The organism is Kribbella sp. CA-294648 (genome assembly GCF_050943845.1).
Lineage (GTDB): Bacteria > Actinomycetota > Actinomycetes > Propionibacteriales > Kribbellaceae > Kribbella.
Genome location: NZ_CP191981.1, coordinates 7,741,823 through 7,764,079, shown reverse-complemented (window position 1 = coordinate 7,764,079; position 22,257 = coordinate 7,741,823). Strand labels below are relative to the sequence as shown.

General features: G+C 66.7%; 24 protein-coding genes and 1 tRNA gene. 17 read left to right on the top strand and 8 right to left on the bottom strand.

Translation table 11 applies throughout. The features are described from left to right. Positions 1-2: 2 nt before the first annotated feature. Positions 3-1,172 (bottom strand): hypothetical protein, encoded by a 1,170-nt coding sequence (locus tag ACQPYM_RS37065; protein WP_433010345.1) that lies wholly within the window; start codon positions 1,170-1,172, stop codon positions 3-5. A gap of 106 nt (positions 1,173-1,278) precedes the next feature. After that, a complete protein-coding gene (locus tag ACQPYM_RS37060) occupies positions 1,279-2,670 on the bottom strand; it encodes an MFS transporter (protein WP_433010342.1) in 1,392 nt (463 codons plus the stop codon). A 155-nt stretch (positions 2,671-2,825) separates the two neighbouring features. Between ACQPYM_RS37060 and ACQPYM_RS37055 the strand changes: the two genes are divergently transcribed. The 3 genes from ACQPYM_RS37055 to ACQPYM_RS37045 all read left to right on the top strand — a co-directional run bounded on the left by ACQPYM_RS37055 (position 2,826) and on the right by ACQPYM_RS37045 (position 5,834). Further along, on the top strand, positions 2,826-3,812 hold the full coding sequence (locus ACQPYM_RS37055) for an RNA polymerase subunit sigma-70 (RefSeq protein ID WP_433010339.1): 987 nt from the start codon (positions 2,826-2,828) through the stop codon (positions 3,810-3,812). Then, on the top strand, positions 3,809-4,408 hold the full coding sequence (locus ACQPYM_RS37050; protein WP_433010336.1) for a hypothetical protein: 600 nt from the start codon (positions 3,809-3,811) through the stop codon (positions 4,406-4,408). The genes ACQPYM_RS37055 and ACQPYM_RS37050 overlap by 4 nt, the downstream gene beginning before the upstream one ends. Before the next feature lie 874 nt (positions 4,409-5,282). Next, the gene (locus tag ACQPYM_RS37045) at positions 5,283-5,834 is read left to right on the top strand and encodes a DUF4365 domain-containing protein (RefSeq protein ID WP_433010334.1); all 552 of its coding nucleotides are present in this window, start codon (positions 5,283-5,285) and stop codon (positions 5,832-5,834) included. A gap of 1,293 nt (positions 5,835-7,127) precedes the next feature. On the opposite strand, the gene ACQPYM_RS37040 is transcribed toward ACQPYM_RS37045, so the two are convergent. Beyond that, positions 7,128-8,342 (bottom strand): helix-turn-helix domain-containing protein, encoded by a 1,215-nt coding sequence (locus ACQPYM_RS37040; protein WP_433010331.1) that lies wholly within the window; start codon positions 8,340-8,342, stop codon positions 7,128-7,130. Further along, complete coding sequence (locus ACQPYM_RS37035; RefSeq protein WP_433010329.1) at positions 8,335-8,655, bottom strand: putative quinol monooxygenase; 321 nt, start codon at positions 8,653-8,655, stop codon at positions 8,335-8,337. The genes ACQPYM_RS37040 and ACQPYM_RS37035 overlap by 8 nt, the downstream gene beginning before the upstream one ends. Positions 8,656-8,886: 231 nt before the next feature. On the opposite strand from ACQPYM_RS37035, the gene ACQPYM_RS37030 reads away from it, so the two are divergent. The 12 genes from ACQPYM_RS37030 to ACQPYM_RS36975 all read left to right on the top strand — a co-directional run bounded on the left by ACQPYM_RS37030 (position 8,887) and on the right by ACQPYM_RS36975 (position 18,399). Beyond that, positions 8,887-9,135 carry a DUF6284 family protein gene (locus ACQPYM_RS37030; protein WP_433010326.1) on the top strand — a complete coding sequence of 83 codons (249 nt, stop codon included), beginning with the start codon at positions 8,887-8,889 and terminating at the stop codon, positions 9,133-9,135. After that, the gene (locus ACQPYM_RS37025; protein WP_433010323.1) at positions 9,132-9,494 is read left to right on the top strand and encodes a hypothetical protein; all 363 of its coding nucleotides are present in this window, start codon (positions 9,132-9,134) and stop codon (positions 9,492-9,494) included. The genes ACQPYM_RS37030 and ACQPYM_RS37025 overlap by 4 nt, the downstream gene beginning before the upstream one ends. Further along, positions 9,491-9,745, top strand: coding sequence for a hypothetical protein (locus ACQPYM_RS37020; protein ID WP_433010320.1), 255 nt, complete (start codon positions 9,491-9,493; stop codon positions 9,743-9,745). The genes ACQPYM_RS37025 and ACQPYM_RS37020 overlap by 4 nt, the downstream gene beginning before the upstream one ends. Next, complete coding sequence (locus ACQPYM_RS37015; RefSeq protein ID WP_433010317.1) at positions 9,742-10,713, top strand: hypothetical protein; 972 nt, start codon at positions 9,742-9,744, stop codon at positions 10,711-10,713. The genes ACQPYM_RS37020 and ACQPYM_RS37015 overlap by 4 nt, the downstream gene beginning before the upstream one ends. Before the next feature lie 19 nt (positions 10,714-10,732). Further along, entirely contained in the window at positions 10,733-12,988 is a 2,256-nt protein-coding gene (locus ACQPYM_RS37010; protein ID WP_433010315.1) for a cell division protein FtsK, read from the top strand. Positions 12,989-13,235: 247 nt separating this feature from the next. Continuing rightward, complete coding sequence (locus ACQPYM_RS37005; RefSeq protein ID WP_433010312.1) at positions 13,236-13,496, top strand: hypothetical protein; 261 nt, start codon at positions 13,236-13,238, stop codon at positions 13,494-13,496. Positions 13,497-13,518: 22 nt separating this feature from the next. Further along, positions 13,519-13,716: a hypothetical protein gene (locus ACQPYM_RS37000; RefSeq protein WP_433010310.1), complete on the top strand. Its 198-nt coding sequence runs from the start codon at positions 13,519-13,521 to the stop codon at positions 13,714-13,716. After that, the gene (locus tag ACQPYM_RS36995) at positions 13,713-14,135 is read left to right on the top strand and encodes an RRQRL motif-containing zinc-binding protein (RefSeq protein WP_433010308.1); all 423 of its coding nucleotides are present in this window, start codon (positions 13,713-13,715) and stop codon (positions 14,133-14,135) included. The genes ACQPYM_RS37000 and ACQPYM_RS36995 overlap by 4 nt, the downstream gene beginning before the upstream one ends. A 30-nt stretch (positions 14,136-14,165) precedes the next feature. Continuing rightward, positions 14,166-15,041 carry a bifunctional DNA primase/polymerase gene (locus ACQPYM_RS36990; RefSeq protein ID WP_433010305.1) on the top strand — a complete coding sequence of 292 codons (876 nt, stop codon included), beginning with the start codon at positions 14,166-14,168 and terminating at the stop codon, positions 15,039-15,041. Further along, positions 15,038-16,675, top strand: coding sequence for a YfjI family protein (locus ACQPYM_RS36985; protein WP_433010302.1), 1,638 nt, complete (start codon positions 15,038-15,040; stop codon positions 16,673-16,675). The genes ACQPYM_RS36990 and ACQPYM_RS36985 overlap by 4 nt, the downstream gene beginning before the upstream one ends. A gap of 87 nt (positions 16,676-16,762) precedes the next feature. Then, positions 16,763-16,963 carry a helix-turn-helix transcriptional regulator gene (locus ACQPYM_RS36980; RefSeq protein ID WP_433010300.1) on the top strand — a complete coding sequence of 67 codons (201 nt, stop codon included), beginning with the start codon at positions 16,763-16,765 and terminating at the stop codon, positions 16,961-16,963. Continuing rightward, a complete protein-coding gene (locus ACQPYM_RS36975) occupies positions 16,960-18,399 on the top strand; it encodes a tyrosine-type recombinase/integrase (protein ID WP_433010297.1) in 1,440 nt (479 codons plus the stop codon). The genes ACQPYM_RS36980 and ACQPYM_RS36975 overlap by 4 nt, the downstream gene beginning before the upstream one ends. Positions 18,400-18,520: 121 nt before the next feature. On the opposite strand, the gene ACQPYM_RS36970 is transcribed toward ACQPYM_RS36975, so the two are convergent. After that, positions 18,521-18,603 (bottom strand) — tRNA-Tyr (locus ACQPYM_RS36970). Between the two features lie 99 nt (positions 18,604-18,702). On the opposite strand from ACQPYM_RS36970, the gene ACQPYM_RS36965 reads away from it, so the two are divergent. Together ACQPYM_RS36965 and ACQPYM_RS36960 are read left to right on the top strand one after the other, a co-directional pair. Then, positions 18,703-19,194 (top strand): YajQ family cyclic di-GMP-binding protein, encoded by a 492-nt coding sequence (locus tag ACQPYM_RS36965; RefSeq protein ID WP_433010294.1) that lies wholly within the window; start codon positions 18,703-18,705, stop codon positions 19,192-19,194. Between the two features lie 51 nt (positions 19,195-19,245). Next, positions 19,246-20,130, top strand: a complete 885-nt coding sequence (locus ACQPYM_RS36960; RefSeq protein ID WP_433010291.1) for a phosphotransferase enzyme family protein — start codon at positions 19,246-19,248, stop codon at positions 20,128-20,130. A 62-nt stretch (positions 20,131-20,192) separates the two neighbouring features. On the opposite strand, the gene ACQPYM_RS36955 is transcribed toward ACQPYM_RS36960, so the two are convergent. The 3 genes from ACQPYM_RS36955 to ACQPYM_RS36945 all read right to left on the bottom strand — a co-directional run bounded on the left by ACQPYM_RS36955 (position 20,193) and on the right by ACQPYM_RS36945 (position 22,226). After that, complete coding sequence (locus ACQPYM_RS36955; RefSeq protein WP_433010288.1) at positions 20,193-20,570, bottom strand: hypothetical protein; 378 nt, start codon at positions 20,568-20,570, stop codon at positions 20,193-20,195. A 113-nt stretch (positions 20,571-20,683) separates the two neighbouring features. After that, positions 20,684-21,418 carry a hypothetical protein gene (locus tag ACQPYM_RS36950; protein ID WP_433010285.1) on the bottom strand — a complete coding sequence of 245 codons (735 nt, stop codon included), beginning with the start codon at positions 21,416-21,418 and terminating at the stop codon, positions 20,684-20,686. A gap of 10 nt (positions 21,419-21,428) precedes the next feature. Further along, positions 21,429-22,226: a helix-turn-helix domain-containing protein gene (locus ACQPYM_RS36945; RefSeq protein ID WP_433010282.1), complete on the bottom strand. Its 798-nt coding sequence runs from the start codon at positions 22,224-22,226 to the stop codon at positions 21,429-21,431. Between the last annotated feature and the right edge of the window lie 31 nt (positions 22,227-22,257).

The window sequence follows — 22,257 nt, the reverse complement described above, 5'->3', positions numbered from 1 at the left end:
TCCTACTGCTTTCCCAGGATCGTCACCGACGAGATGGCGTCCGTGGGCGCTGCTGCGGCCTTCGGGGCTAGGGACAGGCGCAGGAGCGTGTCGTAGTCGACGAGCTCGAGCGGCGTCTTGCTCTCCGGGATCGTGGTGAGATCCTGGTTGCCGGTCACCAGCACCTTGCGCGGCTCACTGATCTCGACGCCGTACTTCGTCTTCGCGAACTCACGGTTCTCCGCGCTCCCGAAGTACTCCCCGTACTGCGCCAGGCGCGCGGCCCCGTCCTGCGTGGCGATCGACCGGCGGCGCTTCTTGCCGTCCTTCGCGGTCTCCAGCAACGGCAACGCCAGCTCGCCCAGGATGTGGGTGCCGTCGGACCGCTCCAGGATGAAGTCGGGCGAGCTGTCCTGGCCGTCGAGGACCGGCTCGCGGATCAGCTGGGTCGCGTCGAAGGCGGCCAGCAGGACCTCCTCGTGCTGCTGCAGGAAGTCGCCGACGGTCGTCTTGCCCAGTGCGTGCTGGTAGGTGCTCGCGAACGGAGCTGCCTTGAGCAACTTCTCGACCCCACCCCGCGGAACCGCGGCCGTCCCGACCGGGTCCAGGTGCGGTGCCGCGTTGACGAGCCCCTGCAGGAAGTCGCGGTACTTGTCGGCCGGCTCAGAACGGTGGATCGCGATCGCGAGGAAGGCCCAGTGCACCCGGACCGACGTACCGAGGCTGGAGGTGAGCAGCACCCGCTGGAGCGCCGTGTAGTTGCCCGGCGCGAACTTGAGCAACTGCCCGTCACCGATGTCCGCAGTACCGACCAGCTCGGACAAGGTCAGCCGCTGAGCCGTCGGGAACCCCGCGGCCAGCACGCCGTTCCCGTACTCCGTGGCGATCGTGGTGTCCTGGTAAAGGCTCTCGTTCGGCAGCCGCACCACAGGCTTGCCGGCACCCGTCGCCCCGAAGTACTCGTCGATCCCCGCGGCCTTCTGCCGCCGCACCTCGAGCGACCGGTACTCCCGCGTCACCCCGACCAGCTCCAGGATGTTCCAGTCCGGCGTCTCGGTCAGCACCAGCTGCCGCGGATACAGCAACGGCCCAACCAGCTCCCGCGAGTGACTGACCGGCAAATGCCCACTAACGCCCTTGAGGTGCTCCCCCCAGAACTGACTGTTCACCTTGACGAACTCGGTGGGTTTCATCGCCCGCAGTCTCCTCGCTCATAAGCCAACCCCGACTCAACGACCAACCTCCGCTATCCCACCACTATTCCCCGTAATACGGCACTCCAGGTCGTCTGACGCACGACTACTGTGCGCGCTGCCGGCGGCGTACAAGCCCGAGGACGGCCGCGACGGTCAGGCACAGCAGGGCGAAGACGAGGCAGGCCAGGAAGGCCGCTCGGACGCCCGCCATCAGACCGGCTCCGTCGTTCGCGACGGACACGGAACTGCACAGCGCGATGCCAAGTGCCGCGCCGACCTGGAACACCGAGTTGTTGATCCCCGAGGCCAGGCCTGCTTCGGCCGGTGCGGCGCTGGACAGTGCGGCGATGGCGGAGGCGACGACCGTGACGCCGATGCCCGCACCGAACACGACCATGGCCGGGAAGAAGTCGACCCAGTAGCTGCCGCCGGCCGATACCCGCGACAGCAAGAAAGCTCCCGAGGCGAGAGCCGTCGCGCCACCGATCGCGACCTTCGGGTAGCCGAACCTGGTGGTCAGCGGTCCGGCGAGGTTGGAACCGACGACCGAAGCGAAGGCGTAGACCGCAGTACTGAGCCCGAACCGGACAGCCGAGTAGCCGAGCACCTGCTGGGCGTACACGGACATCATGAGGGCCCCGCCATAGATCGTCATCGAGACGAGCAGGGTCATCAGGTTGCCGCCCACCAAGGCCGTCGAGCGGAAGATCCGCAGCGGCACAAGCGGAGCTTTGGTCTTGCGTTCGATGAGGACGAACGTCGCGAGCAGGGCAACAGCGGCACCGAGCAGGAGTGGCGTTTGAGCGGATCCCCAGCCGGCCTCCGGAGCTTCGACCACGCCGTAGACGAGCAGCCCGAGGGCGATCGTGATCGTGACAGCGCCGAGCGGGTCGTAGGAGCGCCGGCCGGGGGACACCGGGGTCTCGCGCAGCAGCCGGGGGCCGACGACGAGGACGATGAGCGCGAGGGGCAGATTGATGAGGAAGATCCAGGGCCAGCCCAGGCCTTCCGTGATGGGACCGCCGATCAGCAGGGCGGCGGTGGCGCCGAAGGCCCCGACGCCGGTCCAGATACCCACGGCCCGGTTCCGTTCGGGGCCGACGGCGAAGGTGGACATCAGGACGGCCATCGCGGTGGGGGCCATGATGGCCGCCGCGGCGCCCTGTACTGCCCGGGCCCCGACCAGGACGCCGCTTGACCAAGCGAGCCCGCAGGCGAGCGAAGCCACGAGGAACAGGGCAGTGCCGACCAGGAACATGCGACGGCCGCCGAGGAGGTCGGCGGTCCGGCCGCCGAACAGGAGCAGGCCGCCGAAGGTGAGCAGGTAGGCGCTCATGACCCACTGCGAGGACCGCAGGCCGAGGCCCAGGTCGGCCTCGATCGAGGGCAGGGCGAGAAGGACGATCTGGGAGTCGACGATGATCATGAAGTACGCGGTGCACAGCAGCGCCAGCGCCTTCCACCGCCGGGGATCGGGCTGGGCCGTCGTGGACACAGGGTCTTTCGTTGTCTCTAGCACGTAGCTTTGACCAGGGCGCGGGTGCGGATTCGTCGCGGCGGGTGAGGGCCGGGGCCGCGACGAATTTCCAGGGTGCGGCTGGTCTACCTCTCGGGTGCCGGCGACCGTCGGCCGACGAGGAAGGTGATCGCGTGGCAGAGGTAGTCGAAGCGGGTGGGTCGGCTGAACGAGTGTGGGAGCGGCTGGGCGAGGCAGAGTTCGCCGCGCTGACTTCGCCGTACCGGGCGGAGCTCCTGGCCCACTGCCAGCGGTTGCTCGGCAGCCGGCACGACGCCGAGGACCAGGTGCAGGAGACCTTTCTGCGCGCCTGGCGGGCGCGTGCGGATTTCGAGGGCAGGTCCTCGGTTCGAACCTGGCTGTACCGCATCGCGACGAATGTCTGCCTGACCGCGCTCGAACGGCGCGGCCGGATCCCGCTGCCGACCGGCTTCCCTGACAGCGACGCCGCCAAGGAGACCGTGCCGGAGTGGTCCGCCGCAGGAGGTCCAGCCGAAGCTGACCCGGCCGCGATCCTGGGCGCGCGGGAAGACAGCAAGCGAGCCCTGCTGGTGGCGTGGCGCCATCTCACCGCGCGCCAGCGTGCCGTGCTGGTGCTGGCCGACGTGCTCGGTTGGCAGGCGATCGAGATCGCCGATCTGCTCGGGATGTCGGCCAGCGCCGTCTACAGCATGTTGCGGCGGGCCCGTGAACAACTGGCCGACGCCCGGGCGGGCGAGCAGTCGGAACCGGGGCCGGACACCGCCGAGCGCCAGTTGCTCGAGCAGTACGCGCACGCCATCGAGGCCGGCGACGTCAGCGTCCTGGTGACGCTGCTGGCCGACGACGCCGTCTGCGACCGCCCGCTGCCCACCAGCCGGGTGGTCGGACGGGACGAGATCGCCCGCTTCGTCGCCCAGTGCCCCGGCTTCGGCAGGTGCCGGATGGTTCCGATCACCGTGGACGGCAGGCCGGGTTTTGCCGTCTACCAGCTCCAAGAGGATGGTGGGCATCGCGCGACGAATATCGACGTACTGACCGTCTCGCCGAGCGGTGTTCGCCATCTCGAGGTGATGGAGGACCGGACGATGTTCGCAAGCCTCGGCCTTCCGCTGGTCCTCGACGAGGCTGGTGACGAGTGAGCGTCGAGTGGGATGACCTGCCGCTGGCTGCCGCCGAGGCAACGCTCTCGGTGCTATCGGATCAGGTCCACCGCGACTGGCAGGTGGGAGCAGGCGACACCGACTGGACCTGCCGCGAGATGCTCGACCACATCGTCCACGGTGTCACCGGCTACGCCGGCCTGCTGATCGTGCGGCCGGTAGATCGGTACATCGGGCTTCGCGCCGGTATCCACCCAGAGGCCGACGTACCGGCGGCCTTCGAGGCAGTCCAGATCGCCGCATCGATGCTCGCGACAATGGTCAGAGTGACCGGCCCGGGAGCGCGGGCGTTCCACTCGTGGGGCACTTCGGACCGCACCGGCTTCGCCGCGATGGGCGCTACCGAACTGCTGGTCCACGGCCACGACATCACCCGGTCACTAGGCCTTCACTGGACCCCACCCGACGACCTCGCCGCCCAAACCCTGGCCCGCCTGTTCCCCGACGCCCCGACCGGCCACCCGCCCGGCACCACCCTCCTCTGGTGCACCGGCCGCCACGCCCTCCCCGGCCTCCCCCGAGTAACCCACTGGCAATGGAACGGCGCCCTCCAACCAACCCCAGCGACTCTCTAACCCCACAACGAAACAGCCCCTGACCTGGAGTCCAGGTCAGGGGCTGTTTTTGCTCCTGTGGCGGGTGCAGGGTTCGAACCTGCGTAGGCATAAGCCGACAGATTTACAGCCCATCCGCGGCAAGTGCTCTGACCTGCGGAAACGTGGCTACGAGTCGGTGCTCTGGGACGTACTTGGGACCCGGACGCCGTCAGCGGTCTCGCCGCCTAGGTCATTGCCGCCGCGCGGTGCCGTCTTATCGCTCGTGCGAGGTGCCCCATTGGAGACCTTCCGAAGGATCTCTCGTCTGGCCCAAGACCTGAATCCACTTCTCCGTGAGTGAGTATCGGCGCCTGGTTCGGCGCAACCTGCCGCCTCCTTCGCGCGTCCATGCACGTCCTGCGGGATCCCGAAAGAGGATGTCAACCGTCGGCGGCTCGAAGGCATCGCGAATCCCCGGAATCCACCTCCACAAGGTGGTCACTGTGGTTGTGCCTGGCTGCAAGACGGTGGTTTCGGCGGCTGCCAGCGTCGCTCCCTGGGCCCAAGCAGTTGCCAACACGTCGTAGGCCGGCGCAGTGCCCGCGTTGTGCATGACTACTTGGATAGCCTCCTCCTCCCGCAAGACGAGCCAGGTGCTGACGCCCTCCGCGAAGCGCCGTCGCGAGTCCCGCAGTTGCATCCCTATAGCGGTCGCGGCGAGTAAGGTCGCCGCTCCGGTACCTACGGCGGTAATCCAATCGAGCAGATCAGGCTGCACATCGACGGGTATGGGCTCATGCATCGGATCATCCTTGCACGCGCACTCCGCCTCGATGGCTGTTGGTTTCGCAAGAACGGTTACGGAACGGCACCACCCCTTCCGCCTGCCCGTTCACTCCAGGACGATGACGGGGTGGGGGAAGACAACGACAACGATGCGAACACCCTTCAGGGTGAGTTCGGTGAAACCTGGCTGCGCGCTGTCGCAGCGGGATCCAACCTCGCCCATGGCCCCGGAGATACGAGAGACCTCATCAAGTGGGACGTCGGGCTAACCAAAAACGGCGAGGTCAACGGTACCTACTGCCCTACCGTCTGGGCTCAGGTCAAGACGACCCAAAGCCTGCGCAGACTGCCTGATGGGACGTTTGCGTACGATCTCGATATCAAGACCTACGACCTGCTGCGACGGACGAATCATGCAACTCGGCGTGTCCTTGTTGTTATCGAAGTCCGCGACTCGGCCGACAGGATTCGCCTCGAAGAGCACGGCACGTTGCTCGTCGGTGAAGCACGCTGGACGTCGCTAGAAGGCAAGTCGCCAACCACCAACACCGGTCGGCAGGTTGTGTACCTCCCCGCAGAGAACACGGTTGATCCACCGGGCCTGCACAGGATGCTGGAGACCTACGGAGTCAATCGCACCACACCGGTACCGGATGTAGATCCTTGGGAGGAGCGATGACTGAACGGGCCGCCGGTGCCCGGGGAACCAGTCGCGCTCTGCCGACGCTTTCCGACCTGCGTCAGTACCTAGTCAACACCGGGTGGGTCCTGGCTAGGGCAAATCGTGGTGCCGCTATGTGGATCACTCCGCCCGGATGGCGTAGATCCGGAATCCGTGTTGTCGTGCCAGAAAGCGATGACTTAGACGGCCTGGAGGCCGTCATCACAGACGCACTCCGAGCGATTGCGTATGTCGAGTATCGACTCTTAGATGAAGTGGTCGACGACATTACCTATGGCGGCTCGGATACCGTCGCCGTGAGATTGACGCCGGATGCGCCAAATGGAGAGGCCCCGCTTAGACTCGCCACAGCGGCAGTTGACTCGATACGTCGGCTCATTATCGGGTCTGCCGCTTCTATCGAACTGCCCCAATTAGTCCTGCCAGTCAGACGCCCTCAGCGCGCTGAGTGGTACGGAAATTATTCCCGTCTTGGAACTCAGTCCGGGAGTTTCATTTTGACGATGGCGATTCCCTTGGCGGAAGCGTCCGATCCAGGTCCACGACAGGAGCCCCTTGTCGATGTACCGCCGCAGCCTTTCGGTCGTCGCATTACCACTAGAATCCACAATGCCCTACTAGGTGCTCAAAACCTTGCCGAGACGGTAATAGCTGGCGGTAGCGGCTACCAAGTCTTCAGCGCCAGCACTCAGCGGCCGTTGATCAACGCTACTGAGCTCGAGGCGCTCGGACAACTCGGCGGGCCTGATCGCGATAGTTATAGCTTAAGGATTTCACAGTCCCCGCTCGGTGGCCCTGGGCTCCGCCATCTATCACCTATTCGAGTGACACCTCGTCAGCAGGAAGTATTCATCAGCGCGGCTGAATACCTGCGCACGACCCAATCTCGCACGGGAGTCACCGCCCAAGGGTTGGTTGTCAGGCTTGCCCGGACTGGCGCGATCGGTCGCCCTGGTGCGATTGTGATTGAGGGTGCCATAGATGACAGCGGAAAAACACGTCGCTGTCGAATAGAGTTGACTCCGCAGGACTATCGCGAGGCGGTAAGAGCGCACCAAAGAGGACTAAGAGTCTCAGTGCAGGGCGACCTACAGGCCCGTGGTAACCGACTGACGCTTAGGCAAGTCACGTCCTTCTCAATTCTTGGCGGTTTTAGCGATGATTGAGAATCGTGCCTCCGGTCCTCGCGACCGGCAGGGTCGCAGCGCCGGGAGCTAGCGGAATCGTGACCGCTCGGTGGCGGCCCGCCCCTCTGGGGTGGGCCGCTGCCGTTCGCGTGGGGAACTCCCTCTACGCAACCGTTGCCCGCTGAGCAAGGTCCTGTAGATCGGCGGGTGTGCGTCGGCTTATCTGGATGAGGTCACGGATCGCCTGGCGAGCCAGGGGATGTGACCGGATCTGCTCCGGCGCGAGTTCCTCTGCTTCAAGGAGGGCGGAGACGGCTTCGCCCACTTGTCGCCGTTGGGTGTAGGCGCGGGCCTTGTCGAGTAGCAGGCGACTCCGACGTTCTGCCGAGAGTGCGCTGCTGTCGATCTGGTCGGCCAGGTCCAAGGCCATTCCAGCGTCGCCGAGGTCAACCGACGCGGTGACGGCGTGAATCTCGACGTTGGCCGGACCGAACTCTGTTCCGAAATCGTTCCTGCCGGGCCCGACTTCTGCAGCAACAGCCCGAGCCTGGTCAAGCCACCTATGCGTGGAGCTCCTGTCTCCCTCCCGTGAGCTGATCACTGCACGGACGAGGTGCAAGGCCCCGTAGAGCGACTTGCCCTCGATGCTCAACGACCCGTCATCGAGTCGCGGCTGGAGTGCTCGGATCGCCTCGGATGCCGCGTACTCGGCTTGCTCTGGCCGGTGCACGCGCAGGAACGTGTGAGCCAGCCGGAACGTGCCGGCCACCACTTCCAGAGGTTGGCCGGATCGACCCGCGGCAGCGATGGCACGGTCGGACGCAACCCAGGCCGCATCCGGTTCGTCCTGCCGTTCGAGCACGGCCGCTGTGACTTGGTAGACCTGGGCTAAGACCTCGTGTTCGGCGTCGGTCGCTGTGCTCCGTCGAACGCGGCGTTCGAGCATCGGAATGAGTGTGACCAGCTCGTCGCCGATCTCACTGAAGGCCGACGCATGAGCTAGTTCCCACAGTCGGGCAACGTGCTGCCGCAGTTCCTCAACCGGCCGTTCGTCGGTCGGTGTCGAGTCGTCAAGCAGGGTTGCGATCCCGGGGTAGCCAGTCAGCGCCAGGCGGATGCCGTCAAGGGCGCCACTTGGCTCGGTCGGCCTGTCCTCGGCAGGCTCGGCTGCGTCGGAGCGTAGGTCCAGTACTGACACGTCGAGTGCCTTCGCCAGCGTTTGGAGCGTTGATAGCCGCTCCACTGGCAAGACCCCGCGCTCGACCTGGGATACCCAGGACTCGGACCTGCCGAGCTCGGCCCCAAGGTCCTTCTGCGAGAGGTTTCGCTCCTTCCGGAGTGCGGCAACGCGCGCTCCGAAGATCTTCTGGTCAGTCACTCTGCGCATAGCCCTTCCCATCGACGGCTGTCAGCCAATCGACCTCAACGTGATCGACCAGCGCTTCCCTGCCCGCAAGGAATTTGCGGGTGTGCGGCTGCCGCTCGTGCTCATCGAAGGCCTCGCGGTCGCGGTACAGCTCGTAGAAGATGCGCAGGTCCGGCTCGCCCTCGACCACGTGGTTCACGTAGATCAGCGTGCCCGGCTCTGACTCCCTAATTCCGGCCAGCGTCTCGGCCACGAGCGCGTCGAACTCCGCTGCAGCTCCTGCCTTCAGCGTGAAGCGGACCGAAAGTCCGAACTGCCCAGTCATGTGTGCTCCCGTCTCAAACCCACTGTTGGTAGCAGCACTCTACCGGTCACAGGGTATCTGCGATACGTGCTTGACACGCAGAAATTCTGCGGGTTAGGTTCATCGCATCAGTAACGCTGCGTCGTCGGCCAAGCCGGTTTCTGAGAGCCCGCGACGCAAACGACGCCCCGGTGGAGGCACCCACCGAGGCGTCTGGGTCGCACTAGTCCACTTCTGAAGGAGCACGAACCCATGAGCATCATCCACCTTTCCGCCGTCCCGAGCGAGGAGCCGACTCCCGCTGACCTGGCGGCGATTGAGCGTGAGTGGCCGCTGATCGCGGCCGAGCTGGAGCTGTTGGACACCGAGATCTCGTACATCAACGCGGGTCCGGCCGCTTCGGCGCTGGACCGACGTCGGGTTCGCCGGGCGCAGCGCCGCGTGCTGGAGATCGGCCGCGAGCTGGCCGACCGCGACCGGGAGACGGAGGACGCGGCATGAGCGCCACTGATCTGGTCGCCGCTGCTGACGCCGCGACTGAGGCGATCCGGTCTCTGAACCATCAGACGCTGTCTCGGACCCTGCCTGCTCCGCTGGCTTATGAGGTGCTGGGCAGCTTGCAGCATGCCGGGTTCGGGCTGGAGCAGTTGACGCGCCAGCTCGGCGCGGGGCTGGTCCGGTCCCTGACCACACATGAGGTGTTCGACGACCGGGGCGACCCGGCCGCCAGCGTGACCGAGGCCGTAGACGCGCTGCTTTTGGCTGGGCAGCACGCGCGCCGGGTCGGTGAGTGCCTGTCGGCTGCCCAGGCCGCGGTCTCTGGCCAGGGCCACACCGGTCTGAAGGAGGTCCAGCGATGAAGCGCACTCATGTGGTGAGCCTGGAAGCTGTCTGGGCCGACCGGCTCGGCATCGACTCCACCGAGGGCGTGGGTGACGAGCTGGCCGCGCGGTTCGAGCACCTGTCGCAGTACGTGCTCTGTGGAGGGATGCCCCCGCGCGGCAAGGCCGGTTCGGCTGAGGCTGCCACCGCGTACGGCGACCTGTGGGTTCTGGCCGGGTTCCTGGCCGACGCCCGCCATGTCATCAACGGTCAGGAGACGGCCCGATGAGCGCGCTCGTGCAGGCCCCGACCGCAATGCCGGCAAAGTCCGAGAACTCGGCTGTGGACCGGTTGCGGACTCAGGCGGCCGAGGCGTCGCAGGTCCGGGCGCTGTCCACCCACCCTGATGTTGTGGCGCTGCGGGTCGAGTCGATCCGCACGCAGGTTGACCGGTGCATGTGGGTTGGCATCGTGCTGGGGTTGGCCTTCACGATGGTCAACGTTCAGGCGTTCGCGGCCCAAGGCGCGGCGCTGTGGTCGCTGCCCTGGTTCGCTGCCTGGCTTCTCGACCCAATGGTGTCGCTCGTGCTCATCGCGGTACTGCGGGCAGAGCAGATCACCGCCCGGTACCAGGTCGCCGACCACACCAAGTGGATCGGGCGAACGAAGCGGTTCGCATTCGCAGCCACGTACGCAATGAACACCTGGTCTTCGTTCCTGCACGGCGATGTAGCGGGGATCGTGCTGCACTCGGTGCCGCCACTGCTGGTCTTCTGTGCTGCCGAAACCGCACCGGTACTGCGGGACCGGCTGACCGAAGCCGTCTTGCGAGCCGAGAAGACTGCCGCGCTGGCCGACCCGGCGGGGGCATCCCTCCCGCTCGACACCACACCGGCCGCGACCGAGCCGCCCGCCGACACCACCGGCCCCCAGACGGCACCTGACGCCACAGAGACGGCTTCCGCGACCAAAGCACCCCGCAAGCCAAGCCAACCCCGCAAGAAGGCGTCTAAGCCCGCTAAGCCTGCTGGTCGCAAGCTGCTGGCCGACTACGTAGCCGACGCCCGCAAGGCAGTCGAGCCGGGCACGACACCGGACGAGATCACGCCGGCATGGGCTCGCCACGCGACCGGTTGCTCTGCGGGCCTGTCGGCCAAGGTCGCCGCTGCGGTCCGCGCCGAGCTCACCACCCATACGACCGAGACCACGACTGACGACGCGGCTGTGACGGGCGAACCTGCCCGGATCGCGGCCTGACGGATACGGAGCGCTGGCAATGGACAACGTGCACAAGCTTCACAACGACAACCACAACGACGACCGCCCGCAGGATGTTGCTCAGGGCATCGTCCGTGAGCCTGCCGAGCGGATCGACCCGAACGCCGACCCTGAGGTGATGGACGGTGAGGTGATCGAGGGGAAGGTGCTGTCCGAGGAGGAGTCGGCTGCCCTCGATGCGCGGTTGGAGACGCGCGGCGCGCTGGTGCTGCGGCGTGCGGTGATCGGTACGCAGGTCGCCAAGCGTGCGGTGGTCAAGGTGTCCACCCATGACAAGACCAAGACCGCGAGCAAGGTCGTCCTGCGGGAGTCATTCACCGTCGTGCAGGGCGTGGAGTCGTGGGGCAAGCGGCTGTGGGATGCCTCGACCATGGGCACCTACCGGCGTCAGATCAAGGCGGCCGAAGCGGTCGGCGACCGCGGAGAGCTGAAGGAGTGGACCGACCGCAAGGAGATGGCCACCGAGCGCCGCCACCGCAGGCTGATGGACCTGCCGAAGCTCGCGTGGGGCGTGCTGAAGGTCGCGGTTGCGGCGATCGTCGGTGTCCCTTTGCTGGTGCTCGTGATCGCGATTCTCACCAAGGCGACCGGGAACGGGTCGTTCACCGGCGTATGGCTCGGGTTCTTCGGAGTGGTCGGGTTCATGATCGCTGCGGTCGCGTTCATCTGGGGACTGTTCAGCATCGCGCTGCCGTTCCTGCTGGTGCTGGCCGCCTGGCGCGAAGGCAAACGCCGCGCTGAGCCACCGGCGTGGCTGGTCACGACCGCTGATGCCGAGTGGGATGCGGCGATCGATGAGACCACGATCGCGAAGGCGCTGGAGGCGCTGCGGATCCCGGCGATCACTCAGTACCTGAAAGCCGGGCTCAAGTTGCAGTTCATCACCCCGGCCCGCGTCGACGGGCGCGGCACTCACGCCGTGGTCCGGTTGCCTGCTGGTGTGACGGCGGAGAAGATCGCCCGTCGCCGTGGCGACCTGGCTACCGGTCTGCACCGGGCGGCTAAGGAGGTGTGGCCGACCACCGGCAGCGAGGCCGGAATCCTGGATCTGTGGATCGCGGATAAGGGCGCGCTGGCTGAGGGCGCGGGCCCGTATCCATTGCTGGCTGATGGTCTGGTGGACGTGTTCAAGGGTGTTCCGGTCGGCAAGACGCTGCGGGGTGACGCGATGCTCGCGCCGATCATGGAACGCAACACGATGACCGGTGGCATGCCCGGTCAGGGCAAGTCGGCCTCGGCGCGGGCGATCATGGCCGGTTGCGCGCTGGACCCGAGCGCTGAGCTGCGGATCTGGGTGCCGGACACGAACTTTGACTTCGAGGTGTTCAAGCCCCGGTGCGCCTCCTACGTGATGGGCGCGGACGACGAGTCCATGAAAGCCATCCTCGACCAGCTCGTGAACGTTCATGAAGAGGTTCAGCGGCGCGGTCAACTGCTGATCGACTTCGAGGTCCCTGCCGTCACTCGTGAACTCGCCTCCGCGGGTGTCGGGCTGCACCCGCTGATCTGCCTGCTCGAAGAGGCACACGTGGCGATGAAGGACGACACCTACGGCAAGGAGATCTCCAAGCTCGCAGTGGAGATCGTGAAGCTCGGCCGCAAACGCGGTATCCACATGATCATCTCCACCCAGGCACCCACGCGGGACTCGATGCCGCGTGACATCACCCGCAACTGCTCCAACGGCATCGCGTTCGCGGTCGGCGACCACCACGCCAACGACGCCCTACTAGGCCAAGGTGCTTATGCAGCCGGGCACCGGGCAACCGAGCTGATCCCCGGCACCGACCGCGGAACCGCCGTGGTCAAGGGGTTCTCCGGCGAGCGTTCCGAGATCTTGCAGTGGTACTACCTCGACGTGTCCAAGGGCAACGACCAGGTCACCCCGATCATCAAGCGGTCGCTGGAGGCGATCGCCAAGCTCGGCAAGCCCGCGCCCGACTCGGCACCAGTCGAGATCGTGACCCGTGACCTGCTCGCCGACCTGGACGAAGTCCTGGGAGACGACCCGGTCCCGGTCGCCGATGTGCCCGCCCTGCTCAAGCGGCTCGCCCCGACCTGGACGCCGTACCAGTCCCTGACCGGCGTCGCGCTGCGCAAGACTCTGGCCGCCGATCACGGCATCAAGGTCCCCTCGACCGGGAACCGCTACCCCATCGATCCCACTACTGTCCGTGAGGCAATCGTTCGGCGTCAGCAAGACGGCGAGGGCGGGCAAGACGATGCCGGCACCGCGGACCCGCTCGCGAGTTAGCCCACCCACCGGGGTCGGAGACCGCCCGAAACGGGCTCTGATCAGCGGACCTCCGGCCCCGGTTAACTCGCCTCGCTCGCTAACTTTCCGCAGGTCACAGTCACATTAGCCCCCTGCGGGCCGGTGAGTTACAGACCTAACCCGATCACCGGCAGCTAACTGACCCCGGCCCGACCCGACCCGACGACACCGGCAGGTGCTCGCCGTGGCCCGTCACGCTCACACTCGACTACAGAAAGTGACCGACATGATCGAGTCCGTCCCGCCGCTACTCGCACTCGCCACCGCTGGATCGGTCCTGCTGCTGGCCGCGTTCGGTCTGGTCCTGGCCGTGATCTACCTGGCCGGTTGCCGGATCTGGCCGTATGCCAACTGCCCGCGCTGCGACGGCTCGGGCAAGTCCGGCTCACCGACCCGCAAGTCATTTCGCAACTGCCCCCGCTGCAAAGGCACCGGCCGCCGTACCCGGCTCGGTCGCCGCCTGCTCGACCGACACAGCAACCGCTGACCCACAAAGGAGAACCGTCACCATGGCCACCCGACGCAAGCCCGTTGCCAAGAGCAAGCAAGCTGACCAGGACAAGCCGCTAACGCCGCGCGAGGAATACCGCGCGGCGCTGGACGAGCTGAACAACTACTCCCACAACAACGAGACCTCCGAAGCGATCGAGGCGCGCGAGCGGTTCGACCGCGCCGACCGCCGCCGTAGCCGATGGAGCTGGCGGTGACCGGGCGGTTGATGGACAAGGCGAGCCTGCACCCGGCACGCGCGCGCTGGGTCACCTTGTGGAACGGCAAACAGGCGCTCGGCTGGGACCACCACGGCACGCCGGTGTTCCGGTTCAAGTGGGCTCCCGGCGGGCTCGCCACGAGGCGTCAGCTCCGCGCGATGCGCATGTGTCCGGGCGGGCAGGAACCGTACGCCCTGCTGGTGTGGCGCAACGGGCAGCGCTGGGCCTGGCTGTACCGGCTCGACCTCGCCAAGCCGTCGCGGGTCGCGTCACCGGCTCAGCTCAACGCGCTCGACAAGGCCATGCAGGCACGCCGCACCTGCGGACAGTGCGGCACCGTCGCCGACTACTGCATCCCCACCTCAGATGGCCGCTGCGTGGACTGCATGACGCCCAGCTACGCGACCGCTGCCTGAACCGGATTTCCTCGAGGAAAGGACTTCGCTGTGACTGACCTGCTGACCGCCGCCCTGGCCGCTGCCGTGGCTGGCTGGCCGGTGTTCATGCTCGGTCGCTCCAAGCGTCCCGTAGCCAACTGCGATCCCTGCAAGGCTGCGACCGAGCACGACCCGGCGAGGTGTGGACACCTGACCTGCCACGGTTTCTACGCCGCCAGCACCGACCCGGCCCGCGTCGCCGCCATCGTGGCCGTTGTCCCGCGCGGACAGCTCGCCGTGCGCACTGGTGCCGCCTCAGGTCTCGTTGGGGTGGACGTGGACCCGGCCCACGGCGGCGACCACAGTCTGTCTGACCTGATGACCGAGCGGCTGGTGCCGCGCACCCTGCACGTTCACACCGGCTCCGGTGGCTTGCACCTGTACTACCGCCACCCCGGCCGCCCATTGCCGTCGCGGCCGATGCCGAACCGGCCCGGTATCGATATCAAGGCCGACGGCGGGTACCTCGTGCTCCCGCCGTCCATCCACCACCGCACCGGCCGCCCCTACCAGTGGGGCACGCCGTGCGAGCTGGGGGAGATGCCCCCCGCCCTCGTCACCGCGTGCCTTCCCGCTATGCCGGCACTCTCGCCCGCCCCGAAAACCACCCCGGCCACCACGACGCCGGGAGGGGGCATCTCCCACCCGGACAAGCTCTTCAACGCCCACCTGGACGCCGTGCGCCGCGCACCACAAGGCAAACGCCGCACCACCCTCTACGGCGCCGCTAGGGGCGTTGCGCGGATGGTCGCGGCCGGAGCCATCGACCCCACCGCAGCCATCACCGCACTCACCTACGCCGGACACCAAGCAGCCCAAAGCGACCGAGAGATCCGAGCCGCCATCACCGGCGGCTTCCGTGACGAAGGGATCGCCGCAGCATGAGCGCCGAACGCCTCCCCGACTGGCTCCCACCGCTCGAAGAGCCACCCGAAGACCCCTGGGAACCCGTCGAACCGACACCGATCAGACCTCAGCGCACACCCATGCATCACGAGCCCATGGCCCCGCCCGCGACCGTCGCGGCCGGACCGGTGTGGGACGGCGAGCCGGTGCCGCTGAAGACCGATCGGTTGTTGCGACCGTTCCCGGTTGATGTGTTCCCCGGCTGGCTGGCCGACCACGTCAGCGCCGTTGCCGAGGCGACACAGACACCGGTCGATCTGGCGGGGTCGGTGGCGCTGGCCTGCCTGTCCACCGCGGCCGGTGGCAAGGTGCTCGTGCAGGTCGATCGGTCCTGGCTCGAACAGGTCAACCTATACACGGTCACAGCGCTGCCGCCCGGCTCGCGCAAGTCGCCGGTGTTCCGGGCCATGACCGGCCCACTGTCGGATGCCGAAGAGGCACTGCGGGACGTCACCGCAGCCGAGCGCATCGAAGCCGAGATGGCTGCCCGGATCGCTGCCGCCCGCGCCGAAGACCTTGCCAAGAAGGCCGAACGCGCCACCGCCAACCCACAAGAGGCACTAGCCGACGCGACCGCAGCGGCCAGGGAAGCCGCCGAGATCGTTGTGCCGGAGCTGCCCCGGCTGATGACCGACGACGTCACCCCCGAGTCGTGTGTCTCGCTGATGGCCACCCACGGCGGGCGGATTGCGGTCTTGTCTGCCGAGGGTGATGTGTTCGCCACCCTTACCGGCACGCGCTACTCCGCAGCACCCAACCTGGGGGTGTTTCTCAAGGGCCACGCGGGCGACAAGATCCAGGTAGACCGCAAGGGCCGCGAGTCCGAATCGATCGACCGGCCCGCGTTGACGCTGGGAGTCACCACCCAGCCGGGAACACTTCAAGGGTTGGCCGCACAGCCCGGATTCCGTGACCGTGGCGTGCTCGCCCGCATCCTCTACAGCCTGCCCGTCAACACCGTTGGCAGCCGCAACAACCAAGCCGACTCCGTACCCGAACCCGTCGAGACCACCTATCGCGATGCACTGCGGACCCTCGTCCTGCTCCTGGCCGACCACGACACCCCGCACCACCTCGACCTCACCCCCGACGCCCGTCAAGTCCTACTCGACTTCCAAGACTGGATCGAGCCCCGGCTGCACCCGCAGACCGGGCAGCTCGCACCGATCACAGACTGGGCTTCCAAGCTCGCCGGTGCCGTCGTCCGGCTCGCCGCCCTGCTCCACCTGGCCCACACCTTCACTACCGGCTACGCCACCCCCATCACCGCCGACACCATGCACGCCGCCGAACGCATCGGCCGCTACTACCTCGACCACGCCCTCGCCGTCTACGACCTCATGGGCCGGTCCCATCCCGACCTGGACGATGCCCGCGAGGTCCTGGCCTGGATCGCCAAGCACTGCCACAAGACCGGCCGCCGCACCTTCAGCCGCCGCGATGCCCTCAACGGCCTGAACGGACGAACCCGCTTCGCGACCGTCGCCGACCTCGAACCCGCGCTCACCGTCCTCATCGACCACGGACACATTCGGCTAGCCGAATCCAAGTCCACCGGTGGCCGCCCCTCCATCGCCTACGACGTCCACCCCGCCACCCTCCACACCCCGTAGCAAAAGGTGCAAAAGGTGCAAAACCCCACTTCTGCACCTTTTGCACCTTTTGCACCGGTCTCCACCAAACCCGAAGGAGTCCACCGCGTGAGCACGGCAACCTCGATCCACCGGGCACACCTGACCATCGCTGACCTGTGCGCAGAGCTGGGTGTAGCTCGCTCGACCTTCTACGACTGGCGGGCGTCCAAGAAGGCGCCCCGCTGCATCAAGCTCCCCAACGGAGAGCTGCGGATCCGCCGAATCGACCTTGAGAACTGGCTCGACTCTTTGCAGGAGGCAGCGTGACGAACGGCCCGAAAATGGACCTCTCGTACGACGTGCGGTTCCACAAGATGGAGGTCTACAAGGGAAAGACCAAGACCACCTATCGCCCCCGCTGGGTGGTCGCCGGAGAACGGTTCGGAGAGAGCTTCACCACCAAGAAGCTCGCCGAATCGTTCGAAGCCTCACTCATCACGGCAGCGCGTGAAGGTGTGCCGTTCGATAAGAAGAGCGGCCTGCCCGCGCCGATGGCCAGGAAGCTATACAGCCGCAAATGGTTCCAGCACGCGTGCCAGTACGTGGACGTCAAATGGCCTCACGTCTCCCCAGGCCACAGACGAGGCATCTCCGAGACGCTCACGCAAGCAACCCTCGCCCTGCTGACCGACCAGAGGAATCGGCCCTCCGATGCGCAGATCCGCAAGGCTCTCCACAGTTGGGCATTCAGCAAGTCGGCACGCGATGGAATGCCGATCGACCGGGCCGAGCCGCCCGCACCGATCGCGGACACCATTGCTTGGCTGATGGCCGGCACGGTGGAACTGTCGGAATTCGAAGAGGCTGAGGTTACGCGTCGGGTGCTCGACACGCTCGCCATTCGTCAGGACGGTAAGGCCGCAGCGCCGAGCACTATCACCCGTCGCCGAGCGACCCTACACGGTGCCATGCGGTACGCAGTCGAGCTGAAACTGCTTCCGCGACACCCGTTCGAAACCGTTAGCTGGAAGGCGCCACAGAACGACGAGAAGGTAGATCCCCGCGTCCTGGCGAACCCCGAGCAAGTCCGGTCTTTGCTGGCTGCTGTCGGCGAGATCTATCCGTCGCTAGAGGCTTACTACGGCTGCATGTACTACGCGGCAATGCGTCCGGCAGAGGTTCGCCACCTTGCCGAGTCGCATCTCTTGAGCCTGCCCGAAGAAGGCTGGGGCGAAATGCTGCTGGACGGCTCGACCCAGCAGACCGGACAGACATGGAGCGACACCGGCGACGTACGCGAGGAAAGGCCACTGAAGCACCGGGCGGAGAACAGCACGCGCCGTGTGCCGCTCTGCCCCGAGCTGGTTGCTCTCCTCAGAAGGCATCTACGGGAACACGGATCCGGTCCAGGGGGCCGACTGTTCGTAACTCGCGTCGGTCGCTTCGGCCGGATCCCTCCGAAGGCGTACTGCAACCCAGTGCACCCCAACACGCTCTCGCGCACCTGGGCCAAGGCTCGCAAAAGGGCGCTGACAGAACCGCAGTACTTGTCACCGCTGGCCCGCCGACCGTACGACCTCCGGCACGCGGCTGTGAGCCTCCAACTCAACGCTGGAGTTCCCGCGACCTTGGTAGCGCAGTGGGCCGGGCACAGCGTCAAGGTTCTGCTGGACGTCTACGCCGGATGCATCGACGGACAGGAAGAGGCTGCCCGGCACCGGATCGAAGCAGCGCTCACCATGCTGCCTCCGGCAGCCGCCTGAGAGTTTGGGACGCATTCGGGACGGACAGCCGTAGATCGCCGGTGACAGTCGGACACAGCCGGACGCAACGAAACAGCCCCTGACCTGCGTTTCTGCAGGTCAGGGGCTGTTTTAGCTCCTGTGGCGGGTGCAGGGTTCGAACCTGCGTAGGCATAAGCCGACAGATTTACAGTCTGCTCCCTTTGGCCGCTCGGGCAACCCGCCAGGGTGGCTGCCGGTTCGTGAACCGGCGTGAGAGACGATACAACAGACAGTGCCCCTGACAGCAAATCGGAAAGACAGCAACTCAGAAAGGACGTGCCCATGGCATCGGAGTCCTCGTTCGACATCGTGAACAAGGTCGACCAGCAGGAGGTGGACAACGCCGTCAACCAGGCGGCGAAGGAGATCAGCCAGCGGTTCGACTTCAAGAACGTGGACGCGGGGATCAAGCTGTCCGGCGAGACGATCGACATGCAGGCCAACACCGAGGAGCGGGTGAACGCCGTCCTCGACGTCCTGAAGGACAAGCTGGTCAAGCGGCAGATCTCGCTCAAGGGCCTGGAGGCCGAGGAGCCCAAGCTGTCCGGCAAGATCTACAAGATCACCGCCAACATCAGCGCCGGGATCACCCAGGAGAACGCGAAGAAGCTGTCCAAGCTGATCCGCGACGAGGGCCCCAAGGGCGTCAAGGCGCAGATCCAGGGCGACGAGCTGCGGGTGTCCAGCAAGAGCCGCGACGACCTGCAGGCCGTCCAGTCCCTGATCAAGGGCCAGGACCTCGACTTCGCGGTCCAGTTCGTCAACTACCGCTGACCCTTCGTGCCGGATTTGCGCGGGTGGATCAGGACTGACTTCGGTCTGGACGTGACCGAACTCACCCAGGTCCACCACGGCGCCGACGCCGCCGCGGAGGTCTGGAACGCGGATGACCGGTACGCCGTGAAGTGGAGTGGTGGCGGCACGACGGCGGGAGTCGAGACGACGGCGTTCCTGGCCGCTGCAGGCGTCCGGGGTGTGCCTGCGCCGGTCCAGACGATCAGTAGCGGACTCTGGAGCGAACACCAAGGCAAGCGCCTCTCGCTGGCGCCCTGGATCGCCGGAGCTCGCGCTGCCGAGACAGGGCTCAGCACAGAGCAGTGGGCCTCGTACGGCGCTCTGCTGGCGGAGGTCCACTCGCAGGAGCCGCCCCAGCACCTGCAGGACCTCCTGCCACCCATCAACCCGGTCAGCCACCGCATGCCGGCCCTGACGCGGGAGCTGAACCACAGGCTCACCACGCAGGCACCAGCTGACGACCTGGAGGCCGAGCTGGCCGAGACCTGGCAGAGCCACCGGGAGACGATCGCAACCCTCCTAGAGCGGTCCGCGATCGCTCCGACCCCAGGCAAGCGAGTCATCTGCCACGCGGACCCTCACCTGGGCAACGTGCTCGTAGCACCCGATCAGCTCTACCTGATCGACTGGGACGACGCGGTACTGGCTCCAGTCGAGCAGGACCTCCTGTTCATGCTCGGTGGCATGGGCGCCCTCGGCCCAACCACCCAGGCCGACCAGGACGCCTTCTTCACCGGCTACGGCCCAGCGAAACTCGACCCCGACCGGCTCACCTACTACCGCTGCGCCAGAGCCCTGGAAGACGTAGCCCTCTGGGCCCACCAAGCCCTGACCGGGCCAGACCGCAAAGACTGCCTGGAAATCCTCCAAGGCGTCCTGAGCCCGGACGGCCTCGCAGTGCGAGCTCTGGCCTGAACGCAACAGGCGGTCGCGAGGAGCGCGGCCGGGGCAGGGGCCGGGCTCCTCGAGGTTGCTGATCAGCAGAGTGCGTAGGCACCCGGGATCGCCGCGTCGAGCGCGTCGAAGTCGAGATACGAAATCGACGGCGTACCGGCGTCCGGGCCCTTCTTCAACGTGCCACCGGCCATCGTGCCGTGGCTGTTGATCAGCGTCGATGTGGTCGCGCCGGCCGCGGTGGCCAGATGCTGGATTCCGGCCGGACACAGGTCCGGCAGGAACTGGGCGGCAAGCTCACCGAACGGCACCCAGTTCGCCGAACCGGCCATGCCCTGGGCCGCGCGAGCGTTCAGATTGGTCTTGAAGCAGAAGTGCGCGCTGGCCGGTGCCGTTGCGATTCCCACGATCGCGACCGTGCCGACTCCCGTCATCAGCGCACGGCGAAGCAAGCTGTTCATGGTGTTTCCCCTCCCCACGCGGGCACTTCTTGTCCGCGCCATCTTTGGACTGTGACACGGGTCACGCGGGGGAGACAAGATCAATCGAGTGCCTTCACGACCACCCAGAGCAGTCAGCGGTGGCGCATCCAGATGTTGGGTTCGACGTACAGGCCCGTGTCGGCGGTGCGGTCTACCGCGAGGGTGGTCAGGCCGTCGGGGATGACGTAGGTGCCGGTGGCGGGTAGCGCCAAGCCGATCCATTTCTCCCAGTCGGCGACTGTGCCGGTCATCGTCTGGGAGGCGGGGGCGGGCGCGAGGATGGTGGCGCCCAGACGGACGTGGGTGCGGACCCAGGGGTCCAGCGGAAGGCCGTCGGCGCGCGTCCAGGTCATGAACTCGGAGATGTCGATCAGCGGGTACGACGACTTGAGGGTCGGCCGGACGGGCGCGATCACCCGCGGCAGGCCGGCTTCGACCGCACGATCCCGTACTGCGGTGATCACCCGGCCAGCGTGCCCTTTGCCCTGCTCGTCATTGCGTACGGCGGCCGCCATCAACACGAACGTGTTCGGCACCACCCCGGCCTCGTGCGACTCCACAGACCGAGCCAGCGAGTCCGTGAACCCACCGGGCAGATCTCCCACCGACCCATCCCAAGCGATCGGCACTCCCCAACACCCCCCGATCAGCCGGCGCGAGCCGTCGACGAGGTAGAACTCCCAGTCGCGGAAGTACGCCACCCGCCGTTCCCGGTAAGGCTTCACGCCCTCGTCGTGGAAGATGAACTCCGGCCAGTCCTCCACGAATCGCCGGCCCGCTTCCTCGTCCAGCTCAGGTGCGTCGGCCACCGGGATCAGCTCGTACATGCCCTGAAGGCTAAGCGCCTCGCCCGCCACCAACCACTGCATTTCCAGCTCGTACTGCGCGGGGCGCGCCGCCCAGTTCGCGGTGGCAGGTCTTGTTGAAGGCCTGGAGGTCGGGGATGCCCACAGAGGCAGCGATGGCTGGGATGGAGAGGGTGGAGGAGACCAGGAGGTGCCGGGCGCGAGCCATGCGGCGCTGGCGGATGTAGGCGACCACTGTCATCCCGGTCTCGGCACGGAAGAGTCTGGTGAGGTGGTTGTGGGATACCCCGGCTACTGCGGCCAGCGACGGGACTGTCAGCGACCTGGCCAAGTTGCCTTCTATGTAGCTGATGGCGGTCGACACTGCCGAGTGGCCGGCCGCTGCGCCGCCTTCGGTGAGCGGCGCCGGCAGCTGGGCGACCCGCCAGAGCGCGGCCCACACCTCAGCCACTACTCGAGCAGAGCCGCTGGGGGAGGCCCCGATGGCCGAGCGGAGCATGTCGGAGAGGACGGGCGCCGCAGTACCGGCGTCTTGCACCACTGGCACGTACGACGGTTCGCCTACCTCCCGCGGCCGGAAGTGCACGAAGAGGTGCTCCGACCGGCCCCGGTAGTCGAACTGCACCTGTACGTCGGCCGGCGTCAGGCTGACCCAGCCGGGCGCGACCGCGTACGTCGTACCGGCCATCGTCAGGTCGGCCGAGTAGCCGTACAGGTGGAGTTGCCACAGGTCCGGCAGCCGGAACACATCCCGCAAGCTGCGGACGCCGTGCACCCCGACGCCCACGTTCACCAGCTCCGGAGGAGCCGCCAGATGCAACGGAAACATGGTGAGAAATTACCACCACTGGTGAACTCAA

What these genes read in the sequence shown, in the direction of transcription:
- ACQPYM_RS37065 (WP_433010345.1), bottom strand. Translation starts at nt 1,172, where the DNA reads ATGAAACCCACCGAGTTCGTCAAGGTGAACAGTCAGTTCTGGGGGGAG.
- ACQPYM_RS37035 (WP_433010329.1), bottom strand. Translation starts at nt 8,655, where the DNA reads ATGACTGGGCAGTTCGGACTTTCGGTCCGCTTCACGCTGAAGGCAGGA.
- ACQPYM_RS37030 (WP_433010326.1), top strand. Translation starts at nt 8,887, where the DNA reads ATGAGCATCATCCACCTTTCCGCCGTCCCGAGCGAGGAGCCGACTCCC.
- ACQPYM_RS37025 (WP_433010323.1), top strand. Translation starts at nt 9,132, where the DNA reads ATGAGCGCCACTGATCTGGTCGCCGCTGCTGACGCCGCGACTGAGGCG.
- ACQPYM_RS37020 (WP_433010320.1), top strand. Translation starts at nt 9,491, where the DNA reads ATGAAGCGCACTCATGTGGTGAGCCTGGAAGCTGTCTGGGCCGACCGG.
- ACQPYM_RS37015 (WP_433010317.1), top strand. Translation starts at nt 9,742, where the DNA reads ATGAGCGCGCTCGTGCAGGCCCCGACCGCAATGCCGGCAAAGTCCGAG.
- ACQPYM_RS37010 (WP_433010315.1), top strand. Translation starts at nt 10,733, where the DNA reads ATGGACAACGTGCACAAGCTTCACAACGACAACCACAACGACGACCGC.
- ACQPYM_RS37005 (WP_433010312.1), top strand. Translation starts at nt 13,236, where the DNA reads ATGATCGAGTCCGTCCCGCCGCTACTCGCACTCGCCACCGCTGGATCG.
- ACQPYM_RS37000 (WP_433010310.1), top strand. Translation starts at nt 13,519, where the DNA reads ATGGCCACCCGACGCAAGCCCGTTGCCAAGAGCAAGCAAGCTGACCAG.
- ACQPYM_RS36985 (WP_433010302.1), top strand. Translation starts at nt 15,038, where the DNA reads ATGAGCGCCGAACGCCTCCCCGACTGGCTCCCACCGCTCGAAGAGCCA.
- ACQPYM_RS36965 (WP_433010294.1), top strand. Translation starts at nt 18,703, where the DNA reads ATGGCATCGGAGTCCTCGTTCGACATCGTGAACAAGGTCGACCAGCAG.
- ACQPYM_RS36955 (WP_433010288.1), bottom strand. Translation starts at nt 20,570, where the DNA reads ATGAACAGCTTGCTTCGCCGTGCGCTGATGACGGGAGTCGGCACGGTC.
- ACQPYM_RS36950 (WP_433010285.1), bottom strand. Translation starts at nt 21,418, where the DNA reads ATGTACGAGCTGATCCCGGTGGCCGACGCACCTGAGCTGGACGAGGAA.
- ACQPYM_RS36945 (WP_433010282.1), bottom strand. Translation starts at nt 22,226, where the DNA reads ATGTTTCCGTTGCATCTGGCGGCTCCTCCGGAGCTGGTGAACGTGGGC.